Raw genomic sequence first — 20,565 nt, forward strand, 5'->3', positions numbered from 1 at the left:
TAAATTGTAATAGAAATCATTATTCTTTAATGATCTTCTTAACCACCGATTGGTTATTGTCAAATGCAATTTTTACCATGTAAATTCCTGACTGGAATTGAGTCATATCAATTTTATCAGAAGAACCTGTGTAAACATTCTGACCTAAAGTATTAACCACATTTACTGATTTAATAGCAAGACCGCCTGTATTTATTGTAACAAAATCATTTGTTGGGTTAGGGTAAACACTTACCGCTTCTTTAAGGAAAGTTTCTTTGTCTAATACTAAACCATCAATGCCTTCTCCTGTAAGGTAAACAGACATTGGAAAGTATCCCTGATCTCCTGCAAATACTGCATCCGGAACTTCAATTCTATATGTGTGCAGACCTGCCGCAAGATCTCCTAACTCAACAACGCGGTTAGGAATTTTATCACCAGGACACCAGTTATTCCAATACCAATAAGCATCATCATCAGGCATAACAGGAGGGTTGCTTGTTCCGTTACACTGGTAATAAATACAGTTTACCTGAGTGTTGTACTGAAGGTAAGGTATACATGATACACCTCCCGGTTTATATTGTAGTTTTAATTCATCATCAAAATAGATAAAGTGGTTTCTTCTAACATACTCTTCACCTTGACTATTTGATCCGTGGTTAGAAGTAATAATATGAAGCTGTGCGTTTTGAACCGGAGCATCAAGAGTTACATACAATGATCTTACTGTCTGATTTAATACATCTGTACCATCAAGGGTATAGTTTTTTAGCTCATACTTAAAAGACAATGGTGTAACAAATGAAGAAGTCGGTGTTGCAATATTTTCATCAGTAGTAGACTCGAAAGTTAAAGAGCCCATATAAACATCTTTTCTGTTAGCACAGATTGGAATTTCAACAGCCGCACCTCCCTGGCCAGGGCCACCCTGATAACCATAAACCTCAAGTTCTATCCAAAGATCATAAACCGCTGTTAATGCCTCATCGTGGAAAAGGTTCGTTAAATGATTAAGATCATATACATAAGGAACCTCCGTTACAGTAGTATTAGTCAGCCTCATGAAAGGAGTAATAAAACGACCAATCTCAATTCTTTTAACCTCGTTATAATCATAAGTTGTTTGTCCTTTAGGTACAAAGGCAAGGTTTACATTACCAATCCTGTCATAGTTATCACAAAGCGGGCTAAGTGTAACCGTCATGGTAAGTGTATTACCGAATGCATCAAGTTCCTCCTGCGTAAGCATTCTTCCATAAGAAGAGTTAGAGTTACGAATAAGTCCTTCAGGAACAGGTTCGCTTACAGTTTCACCATACATTCCATAAAAAATAGCACCATCAAACGGCGTAAGCGTATACGCCTCCTGTGCCATAGTTTTGAACGGAACTGCAAAACCTGCAAGTAACGAGAGTAATAGTAAAGTTTTCTTCATAGTAATAAGTTAATTTAGGGGCGAAAAGTACACAAAAAATTAACCTAAAACACACATTTAGCTTTCAAAAATACTGATTTTCAGCTAAAAACGAAATATTCCTACATATAACCCTAAAACTGAAAATAAATAAATGGTTGTGGTCCTGCAGAAGCTGCAGCATAAACCAGCCAGTACACCAATCCCAGAATAATCCCCTTAACAACAAGAGGGGTTTTATCGAAAGTATTTCTCAGTGTAGACGAGAAACTATCCGGAAGGAAATGCCATACATAACCTATAAGCATCAGAAGGAATACATTTTTATACCCCATAATGATAGTTTGCCATTGTTCAGGGGCAAACTTAACCAGGCTTATGTTATTAATTACCTCCAATGCTGTAGGAAAATCTTTCGCACGGAAAAACAACCAGCAAAATGCGACAAAATGGAAAGTCAGAATTATAGAAAAGAAGTTCCATACACGTTTTGCTCCTGTTTTAGGTGCCCCTTTTCGCTCAGGGAAATATTCTGCAAATAATTTATGTACTGCCAAAGCCATACCATGCAATGCACCCCAAATAATGAAACGTAGGCTCGCACCATGCCAAAGTCCGCCCAACAACATGGTTGTCATCAGGTTCACATTGGTAAACATGGTTCTGTCTTTGTCTCTTGAAAGCGCAAAAGTAAGTGTGAACACCAATAAAGAACCAATACCAAGTATAAGCGGCAGGTTACTCTCGGGGCCATAAGTTGCACCCCAAACTATTAATGAAAGGAAAAACACCACCGGGAAAAAGAAACCCGCAAAAGAGCCATTTCGGTTACCACCTACCGATATATAAAGGAAATCCTTTAGCCATGTAGAAAGTGATATGTGCCATCTTCTCCAAAATTCGGTGATAGAAGACGAGTTATATGGTGTACGAAAGTTAGTAGGCAGCTTAAATCCTAAAAGCAGCGCTATACCTATCGCCATGTCACTGTAGCCCGAGAAATCACAGTAGATCTGGATAGTGTAGCCGTAAGCAGCCATAAGGTTCTCAAATGGCGTATAGGCATTAGGAAGGTCGAATACCCTGTCAACAAAGTTGATGGATATATAATCGGATATTACCGTTTTTTTGATAAGTCCGCCAATAATAAGGAACAACGCCCTGTTTACATCTTCCCTCGTAAGTTCAAGCTTAGCATAAATTTGCGGAATGAAATCCTTAGCTCTCACAATAGGACCCGCCACAAGCTGTGGAAAGAACGATACGAAGAAAAGATAATCAACATAGGTTTTAGTAGGTACTATTTCTTTTCTGTAGATCTCTATAATGTAACTTATCGACTGGAAGGTATAGAATGAAATACCCACCGGAAGTATTACTTTGTAAAATTCGAAATGAGCTCCAAAAAGGTCATTATACGTTCCTATTATAAAGTTTGTATACTTAAAATACCCTAAAAACGTAAGGTTAGCAATTACACTAAACCACAAGTAGATCTTTCGGTATGTGGTACGCTCTTCCCTGTAAAGGAAATAACCAAGCGTATAATCAACAACTGAAGAAAACAGCAGCAGTACGAAAAGCATACCGCTCGAATTAAAATAAAAATAAAGCGAGAAAAAAATGGTATATACAAGCCTTGCCCTAAATGTATTCCTTAGCAGTATATAAAAAAGATAAAACAGCAGAAACAATCCCAGAAACCTCCAGGTATTGAATAGCAAAGGGGATTTTGCGTCATAGGCAAACAATTTTACTATGTCTTCGCCTGAAAATTGCGAAAAAATATCTGAAAGCTGCTGCATTAGTTAGTAACCGTTATTAAGTTTAAAATTATCATAAGCATTCAGGAAAGCTTCACTAAAAAGCCTGCCCTGTTTTTCATATCCATCTTTAGAGTAATGTACCCTGTCTGTACTCATCAGTCCTTTGGCAGCATTTCGGTTAACGCTGAAAAGCCCTCCCATCTCGGAAAAAAGGTCCCAGGTGGCATAATTTTTTTCAGTCTCTTCAACTAATATCTTTTTGGCATAATCTGCGACAAACATATTAGGATATTTCCTTTTAAATAATGACGGTGGTGGTGTCATTACCAATATCGCTGCATCAGGATTCTTTTCCTTTACATTTGCAATGAAAGTATTCATCTGAGTTTTGTAAGCATCACCATTCATTTTATCAAATGACTCATTGGTTCCTAGAGAAATAATAACCAGATCAGGACTAAGCGCAGGAAGCTGATCAAAGAACAAAGGATATTTATTATAATCAGAACATTTCGCTCCGTTAACACCTATACTATGATATAACAGCCCGGCATCATCTTTTTCCAGAGATACTCCGCTAAGTGTATATTCAACAGGTCCTTTAGCAGGCAACAGATAAATTTTATCCAGTTGGGCATCGCTGTGATACGAACTAGCCTTTGCTTCGGTTGTAAGTGCAAGAGGTATAAACTCTGATCGTTTTACCTGTTTCTTTTGCATCTGGCTTGTTGGAATCTTAAGAATTTTTCCTGCCCTGATATTATCACTTTTAAGTCCGTTTGCTTTTTTTATCTGAGCAATGCTTACATCATATTTATTAGCTATGCTTCCTAAAACCTCCCCGCTCTTAATACGGTGGGTTATTTTTTTAGGAACCGTAGATTCAAGCACTATAGTTTTTGAACTTGTTGCCAAATCGAAATAAGGCTTATTACCCGGTGTGATAACCTTTATGGTATTAAAGTCGTAAGAACTATCCCTTACATTAAGAGCCAGTACAAAATCTTCACGGGTTTTAAGAGCTATACCGCTTAGCCCTACATTCATTCCGGCTTCTGGTGCATATATATTTCTTCTGCTTTGCCATGAGGCATTCGAACTAAAGCCTACATAACGTCCGCCATTGGTACGTGCCAGTTTATACGGAAAAGAAAACCCGCAACCCGCATTACCAAAACGCTCCTGCAAGCTTTTACGTATTACCCCTGTCATCAAGTCAGCCTGGATATGGGAGTCGCCAACATGAACAATATTTACATGCCCCTTTTTTTCTTTTTCCATCTGATAAAGCTTCATAAAAACAAGCTTTAAGGCAGAAGTATTGGTAATAATATTGTCACCGGAAACAATTTCGGTAGTATCAATATTTACGTAACCTGCAAACACAGAATCTATCTCCACTTCGGTAGTATCGACCTGTGCTGATGCAGAAAAACACAACAGCAGGAATAGTATGGCTAATAGCTTATTCTGCATTTGTGGTGTCAGGTTTTTTGATTATAGAATCCTGTTTTTTAACAACAGGTTTAGACGGCTCCGCAACTGTAGATGCTGACGGAACGGATGGAGCCATTCCCCTTAGCTTTTTGTACTGTTCGTAACCATTATTTATCTGCTTATAAATAAGATCTGATACTTGCTTAGCTCCTCTAAAGTTAAAGTGCGTATAATCCTTATTTGCTTTTGCAGGTGCTTCCTCAACCCATTTTACCATCGAGCCGTCACCACCCATCAGGGTATAAAGATTAATATAGGCAGCCTCAGAACTTACGGCATATTTACGTTGTGCGCGTGTAAGAGGCACTACGGCTGAATCGGTTTTCATTTCAAGATCATACTTGGTAGATTTATCCGCGGTAGAAATAATCAGTATAGCGACACCCGGGAAACATTCGCGAAGATGCGCCACAACTCTGGCCATTTTCTTCTCATACCAGCTATAATTTAGCGATCCATAGTTCAGTACGTTAGTACCATATTGAAGCACTATAAGATCATAACCAAGCTTTTCATTGAAAGCCTTCATTACCTCAGTATTAAAAGTTCCAATAGGAAGTCCTGAGTTACCCCTGTTAGAGAAGTTATCTACATGAACCCCCTTGCCGTTATCAAAGTTAAATCCATAGAAAGGAATCGAATCAGCTTTAACAAAGTTAGCCTTAAACGATTTTATATCTCCTGTCCCAAGGCTAAGCGTATTTACCCTTTTTGACGGATTCAGTTTTTTAGCGATAGTATCTTTACCTACTATAAAGTTTACACTTGCCTCCCTGTTTCCTGATTTACCATAGAAAAGTGTAGGATTGTTTAGTGAAGACAAATGCGAAAGGTTACTTGCTTTATATTTTACCCAAACCGGCTCAACTGTATCTTTTTTAACAAAGAATACGTGTCCGTTAACACCAAATGGCTTAACCGGATTTTTCACATTTAGATACGAAAGAGTTTTCCAGTTAGATGAGAACTGGTGCGATATCGTGCTTCTTGATGGTGCCGACTCCGATGTAATATTTACAAACCCTACACCTTCACCGCCAAACCTATTCTGAAGGCTTGCCCTGAATTCTTTAACGATCATATCGCCATCAGTCATCGAGTCGCCAAAGTAGGCGATCCTTACATTACCCTGTTGTTTGGTTTCCAGTTGAAGTAGCTTTTCATAGAAAAGTACCAAATGCTGATAACCTTTATAATCATCAAAATTTTCAGTCGGGAACTTAATACCGTTTACAGCCTCAAAGCTAATACGGCTGTTGTCCTGTAATGTATCGTTTTGTTCTTCCGCTACACCTTCATCTTCAGCTGCAGCTTCGAGCGCAAGGCTGTCTACTACTACATTTTTAGTTGCAACAGGAGTTTCCGAGAATATCTTCTTTGGTAAAAATGGCTTAAACACCAATAGCGATATCACTGATATCACTATAATGGCATACGACTGAAAAAAGTAAGGCTTATTCTGGTTCATCACTCAACAATTACATACGCTCTGGCATATCAATGCCAAGCAGGCCGAAAGCAGCTTTTATAGTTTCACCAACTTTCTTAGAAAGCTGAACCCTGAATAGTTTTATATTCATATCTTCTTCTCCAAGTATAGATACTACCTGGTAGTAAGAACTGAATTCTTTAGCAAGGTCATAAGCATAATTAGCAATTATAGCCGGGCTGTAGGAATGAGCAGCCGTTTGAACTATAGTAACGAAAAGTTCCATCTGCTTTATAAGATCCTTTTCTTTTGCATGAAGTTCAACATCTGTCACATCTTTAGCTAAATCAAAATCAGCTTTACGCAATATAGCCCTTGTTCTTACATACGACATTTGTATAAAAGGTCCTGAATCTCCGTTAAAGTCAATAGACTCATTCGGATCAAAAAGGATACGTTTTTTAGGATCTACCCTCAGCATCTGGTATTTAAGGGCACCAAGGCCAATAGTCTCATATAATTTTGCTTTCTCCTCGTCTGAGTAACCTTCAAGTTTACCCAGTTCTTCAGAGATGCTTTTTGCAGTAGCGGTCATTTCTGCCATCAGGTCATCTGCATCAACTACAGTACCCTCACGGCTCTTCATTTTTCCTGACGGAAGGTCAACCATTCCGTAAGACAGGTGGTACAGGTTCTGAGCCCAGTCATATCCTAATTTCTTAAGGATTAGGAAAAGCACTTTAAAGTGGTAATCCTGCTCATTACCCACAGTATATACCATACCCCCAACATCTGAAAAATCTTTCACACGCTGGATAGCAGTTCCGATATCCTGAGTGATATATACCGATGTTCCGTCAGAACGCAACACAATCTTACGATCAAGACCATCAGATGTAAGATCGATCCAAACTGAACCGTCAGGATCTCTTTCAAACACACCTTTAGCAAGACCATCAGCAACTACGTCTTTACCTAAAAGGTAGGTATTGCTTTCATAATAGTTCTGGTCAAAACTAACGCCTATGTTTGCATAGGTTTCTTCAAACCCTTTGTAAACCCAGCCGTTCATTTTATTCCAAAGTGCCATTACCTCAGCATCACCGGCCTCCCATTTACGAAGCATTTCCTGTGCTTCAAGAAGTATTGGAGCTTTTTTCTTAGCCTCCTCCTCGGTCATACCTGAAGCTACAAGCTCGTTTATTTCATTTTTATAGTGCTTATCAAACTCGACGTAATAATTACCTGCAAGTTTGTCTCCTTTTATGTTATCGCTATCCGGAGTTTCACCATGTCCAAATTTCTCATACGCCAGCATCGACTTACAGATGTGAATACCCCTGTCATTGATAACCTGTGTTTTGTATACTTTTTTACCTGCTGCCTCAATAATATTGGCAACCGAGAACCCAAGCAATACATTACGGACGTGTCCTAAGTGAAGTGGCTTATTGGTATTTGGCGAGGCATATTCTACCATAACAGCTTTGCCATTCGGGTCGTGTGCCGGAAAAGCAAATTTGTCATCGTTCTTAATGCCGTTAAAATAGTTGATATAGTATGCATCGGCAATAACAAGGTTAAGGAAACCACCTACCACGTTGAATTTTTCTACCTCAGCAGTATTTTCAACCAGGTACTCTCCTATTTTACTACCAAGCTCGGCAGGGTTAGTGCCTTTTATAACCTTAAGCAGTGGAAAAATAACCATGGTAACATCACCTTCAAATTCTTTCCGTGTAGCCTGTATTTCAACTTTTTCTACAGTTACACCATACAAAGCTTCAACTGCTTTGATAATTTGGAAAGTTAAGATATTCGATAATGCCATTTTGTATTATTTTTTTAAGCGTGCAAAGATAAACATATTTTACCAACGTCCTGAAACGATTTTTTCTAAATAAATCATAATTTAAAGCCCAATCTGTTTATTATCCAAAAAAAAACGAAGACACTGATTAACAGTAGATTTCATTTTAGTACAAGGTACACCAAAATTCTTCAAAATTTGTTAAGCTTATTTTGTTTCTTTCTAAATAATATTTTTTTCGCATTTTTTTGTAACAAAACACACTCTTGATTGTCTTATTGTTAAATGCATAAAGCAGGATTGTTATTAAATTCTGCCAATGCATGAAGGGTAACTTGTATTGAATGTTAGTTTTACAGACAGTACCTTTGCCAAAAAATCATCAATCAAATCACGAACAATGAAATTTAAGTTCTTATGCATGCTCCTGTTTGGGAGTATCATGACTATGGCTGCCCAAAACACAGGTACCATATCGGGTAAAATTATTGACAGTAAAACAAAAGAGGCACTACCTTACGTAAGCATTGTCCTAAAGGAAAATGGTACTGTAACCGGCGGAGGCATTTCTGAAGAAAACGGAACTTTTACCATCAAAAGCCTTCCGCTAAAAAACTATGCTGTAGAAATACAGTTTATGGGATACAAGACCGTAAACCTTACGGCAAATCTCAACAATTCATCAAAAAGCGTAAATCTCGGCACTATTAATATTACCGAAGAAGCTTCAACGCTTGACGAAGTAAACATCGTAAAAGAAGTTTCTACCATTGAGCAAAAGCTGGACCGCAAGGTTATAACCGTAGGCCGTGACTTAACCACTGCGGGAGGTACTGCATCGGAGATCATGAATAATATACCATCGGTAAATGTTGATCAGGACGGTAATATCTCTCTTCGCGGAAACACAAATGTAAGGGTACTTGTAGACGGAAGGCCTACCAATATCGATCCTGCCCAGTTGCTAAAGCAAATTCCCGCAACCACTATTAAAAAAATTGAGCTGATTACCAATCCGAGTGCCAAATACAATCCGGAAGGGATGAGCGGTATTATAAACATCGTACTTCATAAAAACTCAAAGGATGGTTTTAACGGAAGCTTTAATGCCGGTCTCACTTTTGGTGAAACTCCTAAAACCAACAATTCGTTAGACATGAACTACCGCAAAGGGAAAGTTAATTTCTTTACAACCCTTGGCAGTAATGAGGGCAAGCAATTTAACGGTGGATATGTTAACCGCCTTGACAAAGACTCACATCAGCTTATCGATGTCGTGAATGACAACAAAAACTTCCTTGGTAAAATTGGCATGGATTACTACATTAATGACAACAACACATTGTCAGTATATACCAACCAAAACTACAGCAGCGGCATTGCTACCATAGCTACTAATGCTACTTACGACCCTTCTTTAGGACAGCCGGATATCTCACAGGTATCTGATCTGGACGGCGACAGCTATAACAACTCCTACAACCTGGCTTTTAAGCATAAGTTTGAAAAAGAAGGACATACCCTTGATTTCGAAGGCAACTATAACGACTCTCAGGAGAATCAGAATGTAGATTACAACACCACAATCGGTACTGTTCCTGGATTTTATTATGACAATGTAGAGGACAACCGTCAAAACATGACCTTAAATCTAGACTATGTAAATCCTTTGAGCGATAAGTCTACACTAGAGCTTGGCGCCGAAGCAAGGCTGATACGCTCAGACAACATTTATAGTACAACAAACCCGCTTATTGTTGAACTTGGCCAGGAATATGTTGATTACACCTACGATCAGGATATATATTCACTATATGCCACATACGGGCAGAAATTTGAGAAATTTAGTTACCAGCTGGGTGCGCGTTTCGAAAGCTACAAAGTAACTGCAAACAATACCGGTATACCGGCGTTTAAAGATGATTACCTAACAGTATACCCTTCGGCTTACCTGACATACAGCCTTAATGAGAAAAATATGCTGCAATTAAGCTACAGCCGTCGTGTAGACAGGCCAAGCCTTGAGCAGACAAAACCTATAAGGGAGTTTGCTACACCGCTTTTCACCTCGATAGGCAATCCTGAACTGAAACCACAGTTTACTAATTCAATTGAATTTAATTATACCAAAATGTTTGGTAAAGGGTCTTCTATAACTGGTGGTGTATTCTACAGATTGATAAATGACGAGATTAGCAGAATACTGTATCCTAACGAAACTACCGCAAACAAAGATGACCAGGTAATGAGCTATGGCAACTTCAACAACAACAATGCCTTTGGTTTTGAAGTTTCTGCAAACTATAAAGTGAACAAATGGCTGGACATGCAGCCTGCAATAGACTTTTCGAGTATTGATCAAAAAGGCAGAATCTCTATCGAGCAGACCGACGGAACCTATATCGTTGAAACCAAAAGCATAACAACAAATGCTTTTAACGCAAGGCTTAACGTTAACCTAAAAGCAAACAGCAGATTAAACTTTAACGTATTTGGTTTCTACCGCGGGCCGGTAAACGGAATCCAGAATGATACTAAAAACATGTATAAAATAGACAGTGGTATGCGTTATACCCTGCTTGACAACAAAATGACACTTAGTCTTCGCTACAACGATATGTTCAAAACTATGCGTTATGGTTTCGAATCAAAAAATCCGTTTCCACAGGAAGGAGAATTCCGTTGGGAAAGCCGTACGGTGTACTTCGGAATTAACTATATGTTTGGAGGAGGTAAAAACAGGGCATTACAACGCAAGCAACGCGACGATAATACAAAACAAGCAGGTGGTGGAATGTTCTAAGCTACTGCCTGGCGACAACTTAATATGATATCTTCATATTAAATTTAGGTTTAGGTTGGAAAAACCCCGGGAGTTGCGCCCGGGGTTTTTGTTTTTTATTTTTTTGTATTGAGATGTGAGATGCTGGATGTTTGATCTTTATTCTCAATTCTATTTTAAAATTTCAATTTCCGCGTTTTGCTTTACAGTTGCGTATAATTCATCCATTTCATCATTGGTAACAGCAATGCAACCGGCTGTCCAGTCTTCCATTTTGTGGAGCTTCCCCATATACCCCCTGTCATTTCGCAGCCCGTGGATCTTGATATCCGCTCCAGGAGATTTTCCAAGTTTTAATGCATTAGCCTTATCCGTTTCATTTGGATACGACACTCCTAAATTCTTATAATAAGCACTACGCGGATTCCGGTCGTTGATTATGTAAATACCCTCAGGTGTTTTATTATCGCCTTCAAACTGTTTGTGCCCAACAGGGTCTTTACCTAAAGCTATATCATAGGTTTTTATAAGATTCCCCTCAGAATAGACTTCCATTTTTCTTTCTGACTTTCGTACAACCAGCTTATCTATGATAGTACCTTTGGGTAATTCTGCAGGAGGATACCAATACCAAACAACAAAGCCAAACGAAATAAGAAATAATAACCAAAGCATAGATTTTAGATTATAAATCGTAGAATTTAGATTTCAAAAATAGGAATAAAAGATACGCCTACTCCTTTCAAGAGAAGAAAGCTTCACTCCAACCCATAAAAAATCCCACTTAATTCTTATTTACAAATTAAGTGGGATATTATATTTCAGTAGCAGTGTTGACTTTATAACTTTAAAAACGACAACTAAAGCCTACCATTTAATAATGGCACTACCCCAGGTAAAGCCGCTACCAAAGGCAGCTAATACCACAGTGTCGCCTTCTTTAATCTTGCCTTGTTCCCATGCTTCGGTTAACGCGATTGGCACAGACGCTGCAGTAGTATTACCATATTTCATGATGTTGTTATACACCTGATCATCAGTTAGACCGAATTTTTGCTGTATGAACTGTGAAATCCTAAGATTGGCCTGGTGAGGAATAAGCATATCGATATCGCTTACCTGAAGATCATTAGCCTTAAGTCCTTCATTGATTACCTCGCTAAAACGAACTATTGCATTCTTGAATACAAACTGTCCGTTCATATATGGGTAGTAGCTCTCATCATTAGGATCGGCATCAGCGATAATATCAGTAACCCAACGTTTACCCATACCAGGAGCAATAAGTGAAAGTTCTTCGGCATGCTGTCCTTCAGAGTGAAGGTGTGTAGAAAGAATACCTTTTGTAAGGTCTGTTTCCCTGCTAAGAACAGCTGCTCCTGCACCGTCACCAAAAATTACTGATACAGCACGTCCGCGTGTTGTCATATCAAGACCGGTAGAATGCAGCTCAGAACCTATTACCAGAATGTTTTTATACATTCCTGTTTTGATAAACTGATCGGCAACCGAAATAGCATAGATAAAACCCGAACACTGGTTACGCACGTCAAGTGCTCCAACAGTGCGTTTCATACCAAGATCTCTTTGCACAAGAACACCCGGACCCGGAAAATAATAGTCAGGACTAAGGGTTGCAAATATGATGAAGTCAATTTCTTCTTTATCGATACCGGCACGCTCAATGGCAATTTTTGCAGCTTTAACCCCCATTGTGGTTGTAGTATCGCCATCACCTTTTACAACATGTCTTCTTTCTTTAATGCCGGTACGCTCCTGGATCCACTCGTCATTGGTCTCCATTATTTTAGACAAATCTTCATTTGTCACAACATTTTCCGGAACGTAATAACCTAATCCAGAGATTTTTGAATGATACATAAATTGATTATTTTATTAAAAATCAGTTTACAAAATTAAACATTCTTTAAAATTAAACCTCATTTAATGCCTGATTTTTAGTTAATACAACTTTCAAGCCTCTTTAAACAAGTTTTATTTCATCAGAAAAAATTAACCTTATAACGATTTGATTATCAAACTATTTGTTTTACTCAAAGTTTATTTTATATTTGAACCATAAACTTTTTTTATGAAGAAATTAGCTACAGCTTTTTTATCTGCATTTTTTGCATTTTCCCCCGGTGCACAAGAAAGAGTTCATGATGTACTGACTACCGAAGAAGAAACCAACAAAAAACAGAAAGCACCGGAATATCCCGGAGGTCTCAAGGCATTCCTTAATTCGATTCACCCAAAGACGCAACGTGCCATAAGCTACAGGCCAGGCTCTATGTTGGTAACGTTTATGGTAAATGAAGACGGGAGTATCAGCGAAGTTGAAACCCTGGAAGGAATTAGCCCTAAATTTGATAAAAAAGTCAGAGAGATTATAGCCGATAGCCCTAAATGGATACCGGGAGAAGAGGAAGGTCAACCGATAAAAGCATACTATAAGTTACCTTTACACTTTAATTAGCCAAAAGCTTCCCTGTCAACAGCAAGAGCTACTTCGGTATTTACCTCAATCTCCTTGTTATGTTCAAAGAATATAACCTGACGGTTTAATGCTCCTTTTATAAGATAACGGCTCCCTTTAAAATAGCATTGTTTTACAACTACTTTTAACGGGCCTCCTTCGGTTATCTTTAATTGGTGCGGATATATCAATACCGTTTCTTCAGGGTTTTGGGTAAGTGTAAGCAATTCCAGCTTTATCTCGTTCACCTCACCAAAAAGCGATGCAGTATATTTATCGTGAGGGAAATAATATATTTCTTTAGAAGGTGCTTTATCCAGTACCTTCCCGTTTTTAAGCACTATGGTTTCATCAGCAAATGACAGCGCATCGGTACTGTCATGCGTAGCCACAATTACTGTAACCCCTTTTTGTTTCAGATAAGCAAAAAGATTACGTCTTAAAGCATTTTTCCTGAAGTTATCAATATGGCTAAAAGGTTCATCCAGCAATAGCACTTCAGGCTCAAGCGCAAGCACTTTAGCCAATGCGATACGCTGCTGCTGTCCTCCGCTAAGGTACTTTGCCTTTATATCGGCAAAAGCATTCATCTCTACAATCTCCAATAACTCAGCAATGCGTCGTTGTTTTTCTTCAGGATAGAAATTAGATAAAAAACTCCCTACATTCTCAGCGGCTGTTACATAAGGCATAAGATCGAAATCCTGTGCAAGGTATTTCATATAAGGCATTCCCGGAATAAGGTTGTGCTTAGGCCCGGTAACAACCTCTCCTTTGTATGTTATTTCACCTTCGTTAAGATCGAATAAACCGTAAATAAGTTTAAGCAGCGTACTCTTGCCACAGCCACTTTCGCCAATAACAGCAATGTTCTGGCCTTTTTTTACGGTAAAATTTATATTGTGGAGAATGATCTTATCGGTATAACCGAATGAGATGTTCTTTACTGCAAGCATTTGTGTTCTATTATTCTGCAAAAATATTCAATTAGGGAATACACTCCACCCTGCTTAACAAATATTAAGACCTAAAATATGTAATTACTCTCCGAATAGGGTATTTAAAAACTTTAATATTCTTTTAACAACTGCCTTATCAATATTCTTTAACATATAGCGTTGTACAAATATCACCTATACTCACTTTTTATTGGCCGGACGGAAACAAAAAAGGCGCTTTCAGAACCTGAAAACGCCTTAACCAATCTAACCAATAAATAAACATCCCTTACTATATATGCCGCAGTAGCGGCCTTAGCAACAGATAATTATATATACGTAATTATTTGCTGCCCTGGATTTTGTAATTAACTAATTTAACAGTAGGGGCTCTGCCTGACAGTATGAAGAAAACAATCACAATTTTAGCTCTTGCGCTAACCACACAGGCATTTTCACAATTGAGCGTTACACGCAACCGTTTTAACCAGTTTTCATTTGAGGCAGAATATGGACTAACCTATACACGGAATCCGACACAAACCAGTTTTAAACATTCAGGTATCGGCTTCCGATATATGGCTAATGAATATTGGGGTGTTAAATTTGACTATGCCCATGATCGTATTGACGACAACGGAACACCCGGCACAGGAAGTATTCTCGACAGGGCTTCTGTTCAGGCGGTATACAATATAGGAAGGGTATTAAATTTCAGAGAACTTACCAATAGTACTGTGGGTTTGCTTCTACATAGCGGAGTAGGTTACACAAGGCTTAATCCGTTTGAAGAGAGAGACTATGACAATATTGGTAATTTTATAATAGGAGGCACGGTTCAATTGTACATAAACGATTCTTTTGCATTGAGAGGTGATTTATCAGGGATATTAAATTTCAGGCAACAAAACTCTTTTTACAGCGAATATAACGGCACCTATACCGGAAAAATGCTGAATGCATCAATAGGGCTTACCTACTACTTCGGACGCAATAAAAACAGGTCAGATTGGTGGTAATAAAAAGAATATTCGTAGCTACGCTGCGTCTTAACTATAACTAACTACTTTCTTAATGCAAAAGAGGCCGCCTAATCAGGCAGCCTCTTTCTTTATGATAATGAGAAATAATTACTGTTTTGCCGCTTCTTTTTGAGCATCAGCTTTCATTTTCTCGTTTGCAGTAATAGCAAATTCTACACGGCGGTTTTTAGCCATACCTTCTTTTGTAGTATTATCAGCAATAGGTTCAGTTTCTCCACGACCGGTAGTAACAATTCTGGCAGCTTTAATACCTTTTCCTGAAAGATATGTTTTTACGGACGCAGCTCTTTGTTCAGAAAGTTTTTGGTTAAGCTCATCGCTACCGCTGCTGTCTGTATGACCTACTATCTGAATATCCGTATCAGGATATTCGTTGAATACCGGAACAAGCTTGTCAAGGTTAGCTTTAGCTGTTGCAGTAAGCGTAGATTTACCAAGGTCAAAGTTTACTGAGTTTTCACCTAATGTAATTTTGATTCCCTCTCCTACCCTTTCAACATCAGCTCCCGGAAGGGCCTGGTCAATTTTTTGGGCTTGTTTATCCATCCTGTTACCAATAACACCACCGGCAGCACCACCTACAACACCCCCAATGATAGCACCAAGAGCCGTATTACCACCTTTACCTACATTGTTACCAAGTACACCTCCTATAACAGCACCTGAAGCAGCCCCAATAGCAACACCCCTTTGAGTATTATTTGTATTTTTAACAGCCTCACATGAAGTGAATCCTATACTTGCGATTAGTGCAAGTGTAAGCATATAAATTTTTGTCTTTTTCATGAGTTAAATATTTGATTTTATTGATTACATTTTAGAGAACTGGTAAACTACCTCAACATTTTTACCGCCTACATTTACATTATCTACAAGCTGAAAAGAAGTTTCACTCTGGTTTCTCATTTTAAGGAAGTAACCTTCTGTTACTCTTTTAGCTTTTGCACCTTCAGTGATTTTAAGTGTAAAATCTCCTGTTTTAGTAACTGTCCATACAATAGGACTACTAAAAGAAGGGCAATTTCCGCTTTCGTTTACATTCATAGTTCCTTTGTTGTTGTTTGATACAAAGTTCCAGCTGCTGCCAACAAAACATTTTGAATCAGCAACATCAAAAGAAGTCACTTTAATATAGTCTGAACCGGGATATGTTACATTAGTAATAGTCCAGTTTCCTTTAAGACCTGATTGCGATTTTGTGTCAAGGCCTCCGCATGAAGCCAGCATAATGACAAACATGCTTAAAAAAAGAAATTTTTTCATAGTTTAAAAAGGTTTTAAAGGTTTAAATCCATTGATTTTTTGCAGTATAAAATTAATGAATAAGTGATGTACAAAACAACTCGGGAGTTATTTTTTTAATAAGAATATTTTTAAGTTTAGCTACAACGCATCAGTCTGAAACACACAGGAGTATTGATTACCAAAGTAATTTTATCAACAGATTTTTTAAGCACACCCCATATTAATCTTTTCTTAAAAGCGATTTTTTTAACAATTAACCGTTTAAAAAGTGAATACCTGAAAAGAGGAAGAAAGTAAAAATGTCAATTTGTCATCATTTGCCGATTGGTATTTTATTTGAGTATACAGTGGAAAGTTAAAACATATAAAAACCTATTACTATGACAACAGGAAAAATTAATGTTTCGGTAGAGAACATATTTCCCTTAATCAAGAAATTCCTATACAGCGACCATGAGATCTTTTTACGTGAATTGGTTTCAAACGCAACAGACGCAACCCTTAAGCTAAAACATCTTACGGGTATTGGCGAAGCTAAAGTTGAATATGGAAACCCTGTAATTGAGGTAAAGATTGATAAAGAAGGTAAAAAACTTCACATCATCGATCAGGGTATAGGTATGACAGGCGAAGAGGTTGAGAAATATATCAATCAGGTCGCTTTCTCGGGTGCTGAAGAATTCCTTGAAAAATATAAGGATTCAGCTAAAGACTCAGGCATCATAGGACACTTCGGCCTTGGTTTCTACTCTGCCTTTATGGTGGCTGAAAAAGTAGAGATCATTACTAAATCTTATAAAGACGAACCTGCGGTTCACTGGACGTGTGACGGAAGTCCTGAATTTACGCTTGAGCCGGCTGACAAAACTGACAGAGGGTCAGAAATCATCCTTCACATTGCTGAAGACTCATTAGAGTTCCTTGAGGAAAACAGAATCTCAGAACTTCTTAGAAAATACAACAAATTCATGCCGGTGCCTATTAAATTTGGTACCCGTAGAGAAACGCTTCCAAAACCGGAAGACGCACCTGAAGATTACAAAGCTGAAACTGTTGAAGTTGACAACATCATCAACAACCCTAACCCGGCATGGACAAAACAGCCATCGGACCTTACAGATGAAGACTATAAAAACTTCTATCAGGAAGTGTACCCAATGCAGTTTGAAGAGCCGCTTTTCAACATACACCTTAATGTAGATTATCCGTTCAACCTGACTGGTATCTTATACTTCCCGAAACTTTCGGCCGACCTTCAGGTACAAAAAGACAAGATACAGCTATACCAAAACCAGGTATTCGTAACAGATAATGTTGAAGGCATCGTACCGGAATTTCTTACCATGCTTCGTGGTGTGATCGATTCACCGGACATTCCGCTTAACGTATCACGTTCTTACCTTCAGGCAGATGGTGCTGTAAAGAAAATATCGAACTACATTACCCGTAAGGTGGCTGATAAGCTGAAATCACTATTCACTGAAAACCGTGAAGATTTCGAGCAAAAATGGAATGACATCAAAATCGTTCTTGAGTATGGTATGCTTAGCGAGCCTAAATTCTACGAAAAAGCAGGTTCATTTGTATTATACCCTACTGTTGATGGCAAATTCTTTACCCTTGATGAACTAAAAGAAAAACTGGCTCCGACACAAACGGACAAAGATGGCAAATTAGTCGTGCTTTATGCTTCTAACAAAGATGCACAGCACAGTTACATCGCGGCTGCTCAGGATAAAGGTTATGAAGTATTGCTTCTTGACTCGCCTATCGTGTCGCACCTTATCCAGAAGCTGGAAGCCGATAATGAGAACTTTACATTTGCCCGTGTAGATGCCGATCATATTGACAAACTTATCAAAAAAGATGAGCAACAAATCTCTAAACTAAGCGACGAAGAGCAGGAAAAACTAAAAGCTTCTATTCAGGAGTTCATCCCTGCATCGGGCTATTCGGTACAGCTTGAGGCGATGGACAGCAATGCTGCTCCTTTTATGATTACACAGCCTGAGTTCATGCGCCGTATGAAAGAAATGAGCGCAAGTGGCGGACAGGGTATGTTTGGTAATTTCCCTGACATGTATAATGTAGTGGTAAACACTAACCATGAGTTATCTTCAAATATATTGAACTCAACTGACAAAACGCATCAGGAAGCCTTGGTAAAACAGGCGCTTGACCTTGCAAAACTATCGCAAAACCTACTGAAAGGCGAAGAGCTCACAGCTTTTGTAAAACGTAGTTTTGAATTGATAAAATAAGACTTCTAGATAATATATGTCAGACAATAGACCTGCAGTGAGAACTGCAGGTTTTTTATTGATTGATTGGTTGAAAAATTATAGATAGTCGATTAAGACTCCTAAAAGTATAGCGAGAATAGCAAATACCAAAACACCCGTTATATATGCAACAAAGACTTTAAAAAAATGGACTACTTTACCCTTAAAGAACATGGTAATTGCCCATATACTATATAAAAAATTTATGAGATAACCTGTATTGCTTAATTCAATATGAGTCAGGCCCTCCATTAATGCAAATAGAGCACTAATGAGCATACCAATGCCCATTACAAAACACAGCAGTACTAATATCTCAAATAAATTATAGGACAGCTTCCTGAAAAACAGCTTAAGAAAAAAGGCAATAAACATACCCATTATGATACTTGCGTAGCCATAATGCCCCTGTAACCATTGCAGTATCTTGAAAACTGCCGAATTATAAAGAACCGGCATTTCTATTTCGGTATGAAAAAAATGACTGACTACAGAATAGACCAAAGAAGTTACTATTATAAAAATTATAGGCTTTATAAGCCTGCTCCTGTCTTCGGTCAGAAATCTCCTTACTGTTATTCCCGGCCTTAAGAGCAATTCTCTTGCGGTATAGCCTATGCCTTTTTCAAAATGCAGCACATGCTGAATTTCATGCAACAGATAATGGCTGTCTACCCTTTTTAGCACAGCAGGATGTCCACAATTTGCACAAAAGTTTTTATTTATCGGCTCATTACAGCTTTTACAGTTTACAGCAGTATCCATAAATTATAAATTTATATCACCTTCTTCCTTTCGTTTTGCTATTTCGTCCATCGTCATTTTTAACGACAGGAACAATGGCAGCCCAATTACAGGCAAAACCGAAACAGGAACAAAAAGTATGGGTTTTGCTTGTAGATAAATCAAAAGTAACAAGGCAATAACTATCAATATCCCATAACCTATTACTACACCTTTTAGTTTCGATTTTCGAAGTGAAAGCTCTTCTAGAGTAAGTTCAGCTATTTTTTTCATAATGGCGGTTGGTTTACAACAAAGGTTCGCACAAAAAAGTTTTTTAATACTACACTATAGTGTAAATTTGAAGTGAATACCAACAACCATGAACAATCCAAAATCCAGCCTGCTTACCAGAAATACTATCGGCGAAATATCGGCTTCTGACCAAAACAAAAGCCCCGACTACATTGAAGTGGTAAAAGCATTTGCAAGGCTCACCTATGAAAGTGTGTATGTGATTGACTATGAAAAGATGTCTTTTGATTATGTCTCCGACAATCCGTTATTCCTGTGCGGCTATACAGCTAACGAAGTAAAGGAAATGGGGTATGAGTTTTATTTCAGGCATGTACCCGAAAAAGACCTTGAAATACTGGGAATAATAAATGAAGCCGGGTTTGATTTTTACGAACGCCTCCCGATTGAAGAAAAGAAAAACTATTCGATTACTTACGACTTCCATCTTATAAATAAAGACAATAAAAAAGTTCTCATTAACCATAAACTTACGCCGCTTTTGCTTACAACTGAGGGCAAACTATGGAAATCATTGTGCGCGGTGTCAATATCAAACCATAAGACTGTCGGAAACATTGAAATCTACAAACAAGGCAGTGACGAAATGTGGACACTCGATACCTCAACACGAGTATGGCAAAAATCAAATAAAGCCAGCCTGACCAAAAAAGAAATACAGGTTTTACAACTTCACGCACAAGGACTTACTATAAATGAAATTGCCGAAAAACTATATGTAGCACCTGATACTATTAAATATTACAGAAGGAAGATTTTTGAACGCCTTAATGTTAGTAATATACTCGAAGCACTTGCTTATGCGGTAAACAGGAAGATTATATAAAAATTATAATAAGCAATAAAAGCCATCCCTC

At 38.2% G+C, this 20,565-nt stretch carries 17 protein-coding genes; 5 read left to right on the plus strand and 12 right to left on the minus strand.

Annotated features, from left to right (window positions below):
- Nucleotides 1-19: 19 nt before the first annotated feature.
- The 5 genes from DEU42_RS05775 to argS all read right to left on the minus strand — a co-directional run bounded on the left by DEU42_RS05775 (nucleotide 20) and on the right by argS (nucleotide 7,922).
- The gene (locus tag DEU42_RS05775) at nucleotides 20-1,420 is read right to left on the minus strand and encodes a peptide-N-glycosidase F-related protein (RefSeq protein WP_114757343.1); all 1,401 of its coding nucleotides are present in this window, start codon (nucleotides 1,418-1,420) and stop codon (nucleotides 20-22) included.
- 113 nt (nucleotides 1,421-1,533) lie between these two features.
- Nucleotides 1,534-3,204, minus strand: coding sequence for an MBOAT family O-acyltransferase (locus DEU42_RS05780; RefSeq protein ID WP_114757344.1), 1,671 nt, complete (start codon nucleotides 3,202-3,204; stop codon nucleotides 1,534-1,536).
- A gap of 3 nt (nucleotides 3,205-3,207) precedes the next feature.
- A complete protein-coding gene (locus DEU42_RS05785) occupies nucleotides 3,208-4,641 on the minus strand; it encodes a LysM peptidoglycan-binding domain-containing protein (protein ID WP_114757345.1) in 1,434 nt (477 codons plus the stop codon).
- Nucleotides 4,631-6,130 (minus strand): hypothetical protein, encoded by a 1,500-nt coding sequence (locus tag DEU42_RS05790; RefSeq protein WP_233506627.1) that lies wholly within the window; start codon nucleotides 6,128-6,130, stop codon nucleotides 4,631-4,633. Before DEU42_RS05790 ends, DEU42_RS05785 begins: the two co-directional genes overlap by 11 nt.
- A gap of 10 nt (nucleotides 6,131-6,140) precedes the next feature.
- Complete coding sequence (gene argS / locus DEU42_RS05795; protein ID WP_114757346.1) at nucleotides 6,141-7,922, minus strand: arginine--tRNA ligase; 1,782 nt, start codon at nucleotides 7,920-7,922, stop codon at nucleotides 6,141-6,143.
- 379 nt (nucleotides 7,923-8,301) lie between these two features.
- On the opposite strand from argS, the gene DEU42_RS05800 reads away from it, so the two are divergent.
- Nucleotides 8,302-10,704, plus strand: coding sequence for a TonB-dependent receptor domain-containing protein (locus tag DEU42_RS05800; RefSeq protein WP_114757347.1), 2,403 nt, complete (start codon nucleotides 8,302-8,304; stop codon nucleotides 10,702-10,704).
- A 150-nt stretch (nucleotides 10,705-10,854) separates the two neighbouring features.
- Here DEU42_RS05800 and DEU42_RS05805 read toward each other — a convergent pair whose 3' ends face one another.
- Together DEU42_RS05805 and DEU42_RS05810 are read right to left on the minus strand one after the other, a co-directional pair.
- Nucleotides 10,855-11,358, minus strand: coding sequence for a murein L,D-transpeptidase family protein (locus tag DEU42_RS05805; protein ID WP_114757348.1), 504 nt, complete (start codon nucleotides 11,356-11,358; stop codon nucleotides 10,855-10,857).
- A 192-nt stretch (nucleotides 11,359-11,550) separates the two neighbouring features.
- Nucleotides 11,551-12,564, minus strand: a complete 1,014-nt coding sequence (locus DEU42_RS05810; protein ID WP_114757349.1) for a 3-oxoacyl-ACP synthase III family protein — start codon at nucleotides 12,562-12,564, stop codon at nucleotides 11,551-11,553.
- 211 nt (nucleotides 12,565-12,775) lie between these two features.
- Here DEU42_RS05810 and DEU42_RS05815 point away from each other — a divergent pair, with 211 nt between their 5' ends.
- Entirely contained in the window at nucleotides 12,776-13,162 is a 387-nt protein-coding gene (locus tag DEU42_RS05815) for an energy transducer TonB (protein ID WP_114757350.1), read from the plus strand.
- Here DEU42_RS05815 and DEU42_RS05820 read toward each other — a convergent pair.
- Complete coding sequence (locus DEU42_RS05820; protein WP_114757351.1) at nucleotides 13,159-14,118, minus strand: ABC transporter ATP-binding protein; 960 nt, start codon at nucleotides 14,116-14,118, stop codon at nucleotides 13,159-13,161. The genes DEU42_RS05815 and DEU42_RS05820 overlap by 4 nt on opposite strands.
- Before the next feature lie 386 nt (nucleotides 14,119-14,504).
- Between DEU42_RS05820 and DEU42_RS05825 the strand changes: the two genes are divergently transcribed.
- Entirely contained in the window at nucleotides 14,505-15,119 is a 615-nt protein-coding gene (locus tag DEU42_RS05825; protein WP_114757352.1) for a hypothetical protein, read from the plus strand.
- A gap of 111 nt (nucleotides 15,120-15,230) precedes the next feature.
- Here the strand turns inward: DEU42_RS05825 and DEU42_RS05830 are convergent, their stop codons facing one another.
- Entirely contained in the window at nucleotides 15,231-15,929 is a 699-nt protein-coding gene (locus DEU42_RS05830) for an OmpA family protein (RefSeq protein WP_114757353.1), read from the minus strand.
- Between the two features lie 24 nt (nucleotides 15,930-15,953).
- Nucleotides 15,954-16,406 carry a lipocalin family protein gene (locus DEU42_RS05835; protein ID WP_233506628.1) on the minus strand — a complete coding sequence of 151 codons (453 nt, stop codon included), beginning with the start codon at nucleotides 16,404-16,406 and terminating at the stop codon, nucleotides 15,954-15,956.
- Nucleotides 16,407-16,768: 362 nt separating this feature from the next.
- On the opposite strand from DEU42_RS05835, the gene htpG reads away from it, so the two are divergent.
- On the plus strand, nucleotides 16,769-18,649 hold the full coding sequence (gene htpG, locus DEU42_RS05840) for a molecular chaperone HtpG (RefSeq protein ID WP_114757354.1): 1,881 nt from the start codon (nucleotides 16,769-16,771) through the stop codon (nucleotides 18,647-18,649).
- Nucleotides 18,650-18,727: 78 nt separating this feature from the next.
- On the opposite strand, the gene DEU42_RS05845 is transcribed toward htpG, so the two are convergent.
- Both DEU42_RS05845 and DEU42_RS05850 read right to left on the minus strand, forming a co-directional pair.
- Complete coding sequence (locus DEU42_RS05845; RefSeq protein ID WP_114757355.1) at nucleotides 18,728-19,435, minus strand: DUF3667 domain-containing protein; 708 nt, start codon at nucleotides 19,433-19,435, stop codon at nucleotides 18,728-18,730.
- Between the two features lie 3 nt (nucleotides 19,436-19,438).
- Nucleotides 19,439-19,687: a hypothetical protein gene (locus DEU42_RS05850; RefSeq protein WP_114757356.1), complete on the minus strand. Its 249-nt coding sequence runs from the start codon at nucleotides 19,685-19,687 to the stop codon at nucleotides 19,439-19,441.
- Between the two features lie 88 nt (nucleotides 19,688-19,775).
- Here DEU42_RS05850 and DEU42_RS05855 point away from each other — a divergent pair, with 88 nt between their 5' ends.
- Nucleotides 19,776-20,534 carry a helix-turn-helix domain-containing protein gene (locus tag DEU42_RS05855; protein WP_114757357.1) on the plus strand — a complete coding sequence of 253 codons (759 nt, stop codon included), beginning with the start codon at nucleotides 19,776-19,778 and terminating at the stop codon, nucleotides 20,532-20,534.
- Nucleotides 20,535-20,565: the final 31 nt, after the last annotated feature.

It is taken from the genome of Flavobacterium sp. AG291 (assembly GCF_003350375.1).
GTDB classification, from domain to species: domain Bacteria; phylum Bacteroidota; class Bacteroidia; order Flavobacteriales; family Flavobacteriaceae; genus Flavobacterium; species Flavobacterium suzhouense.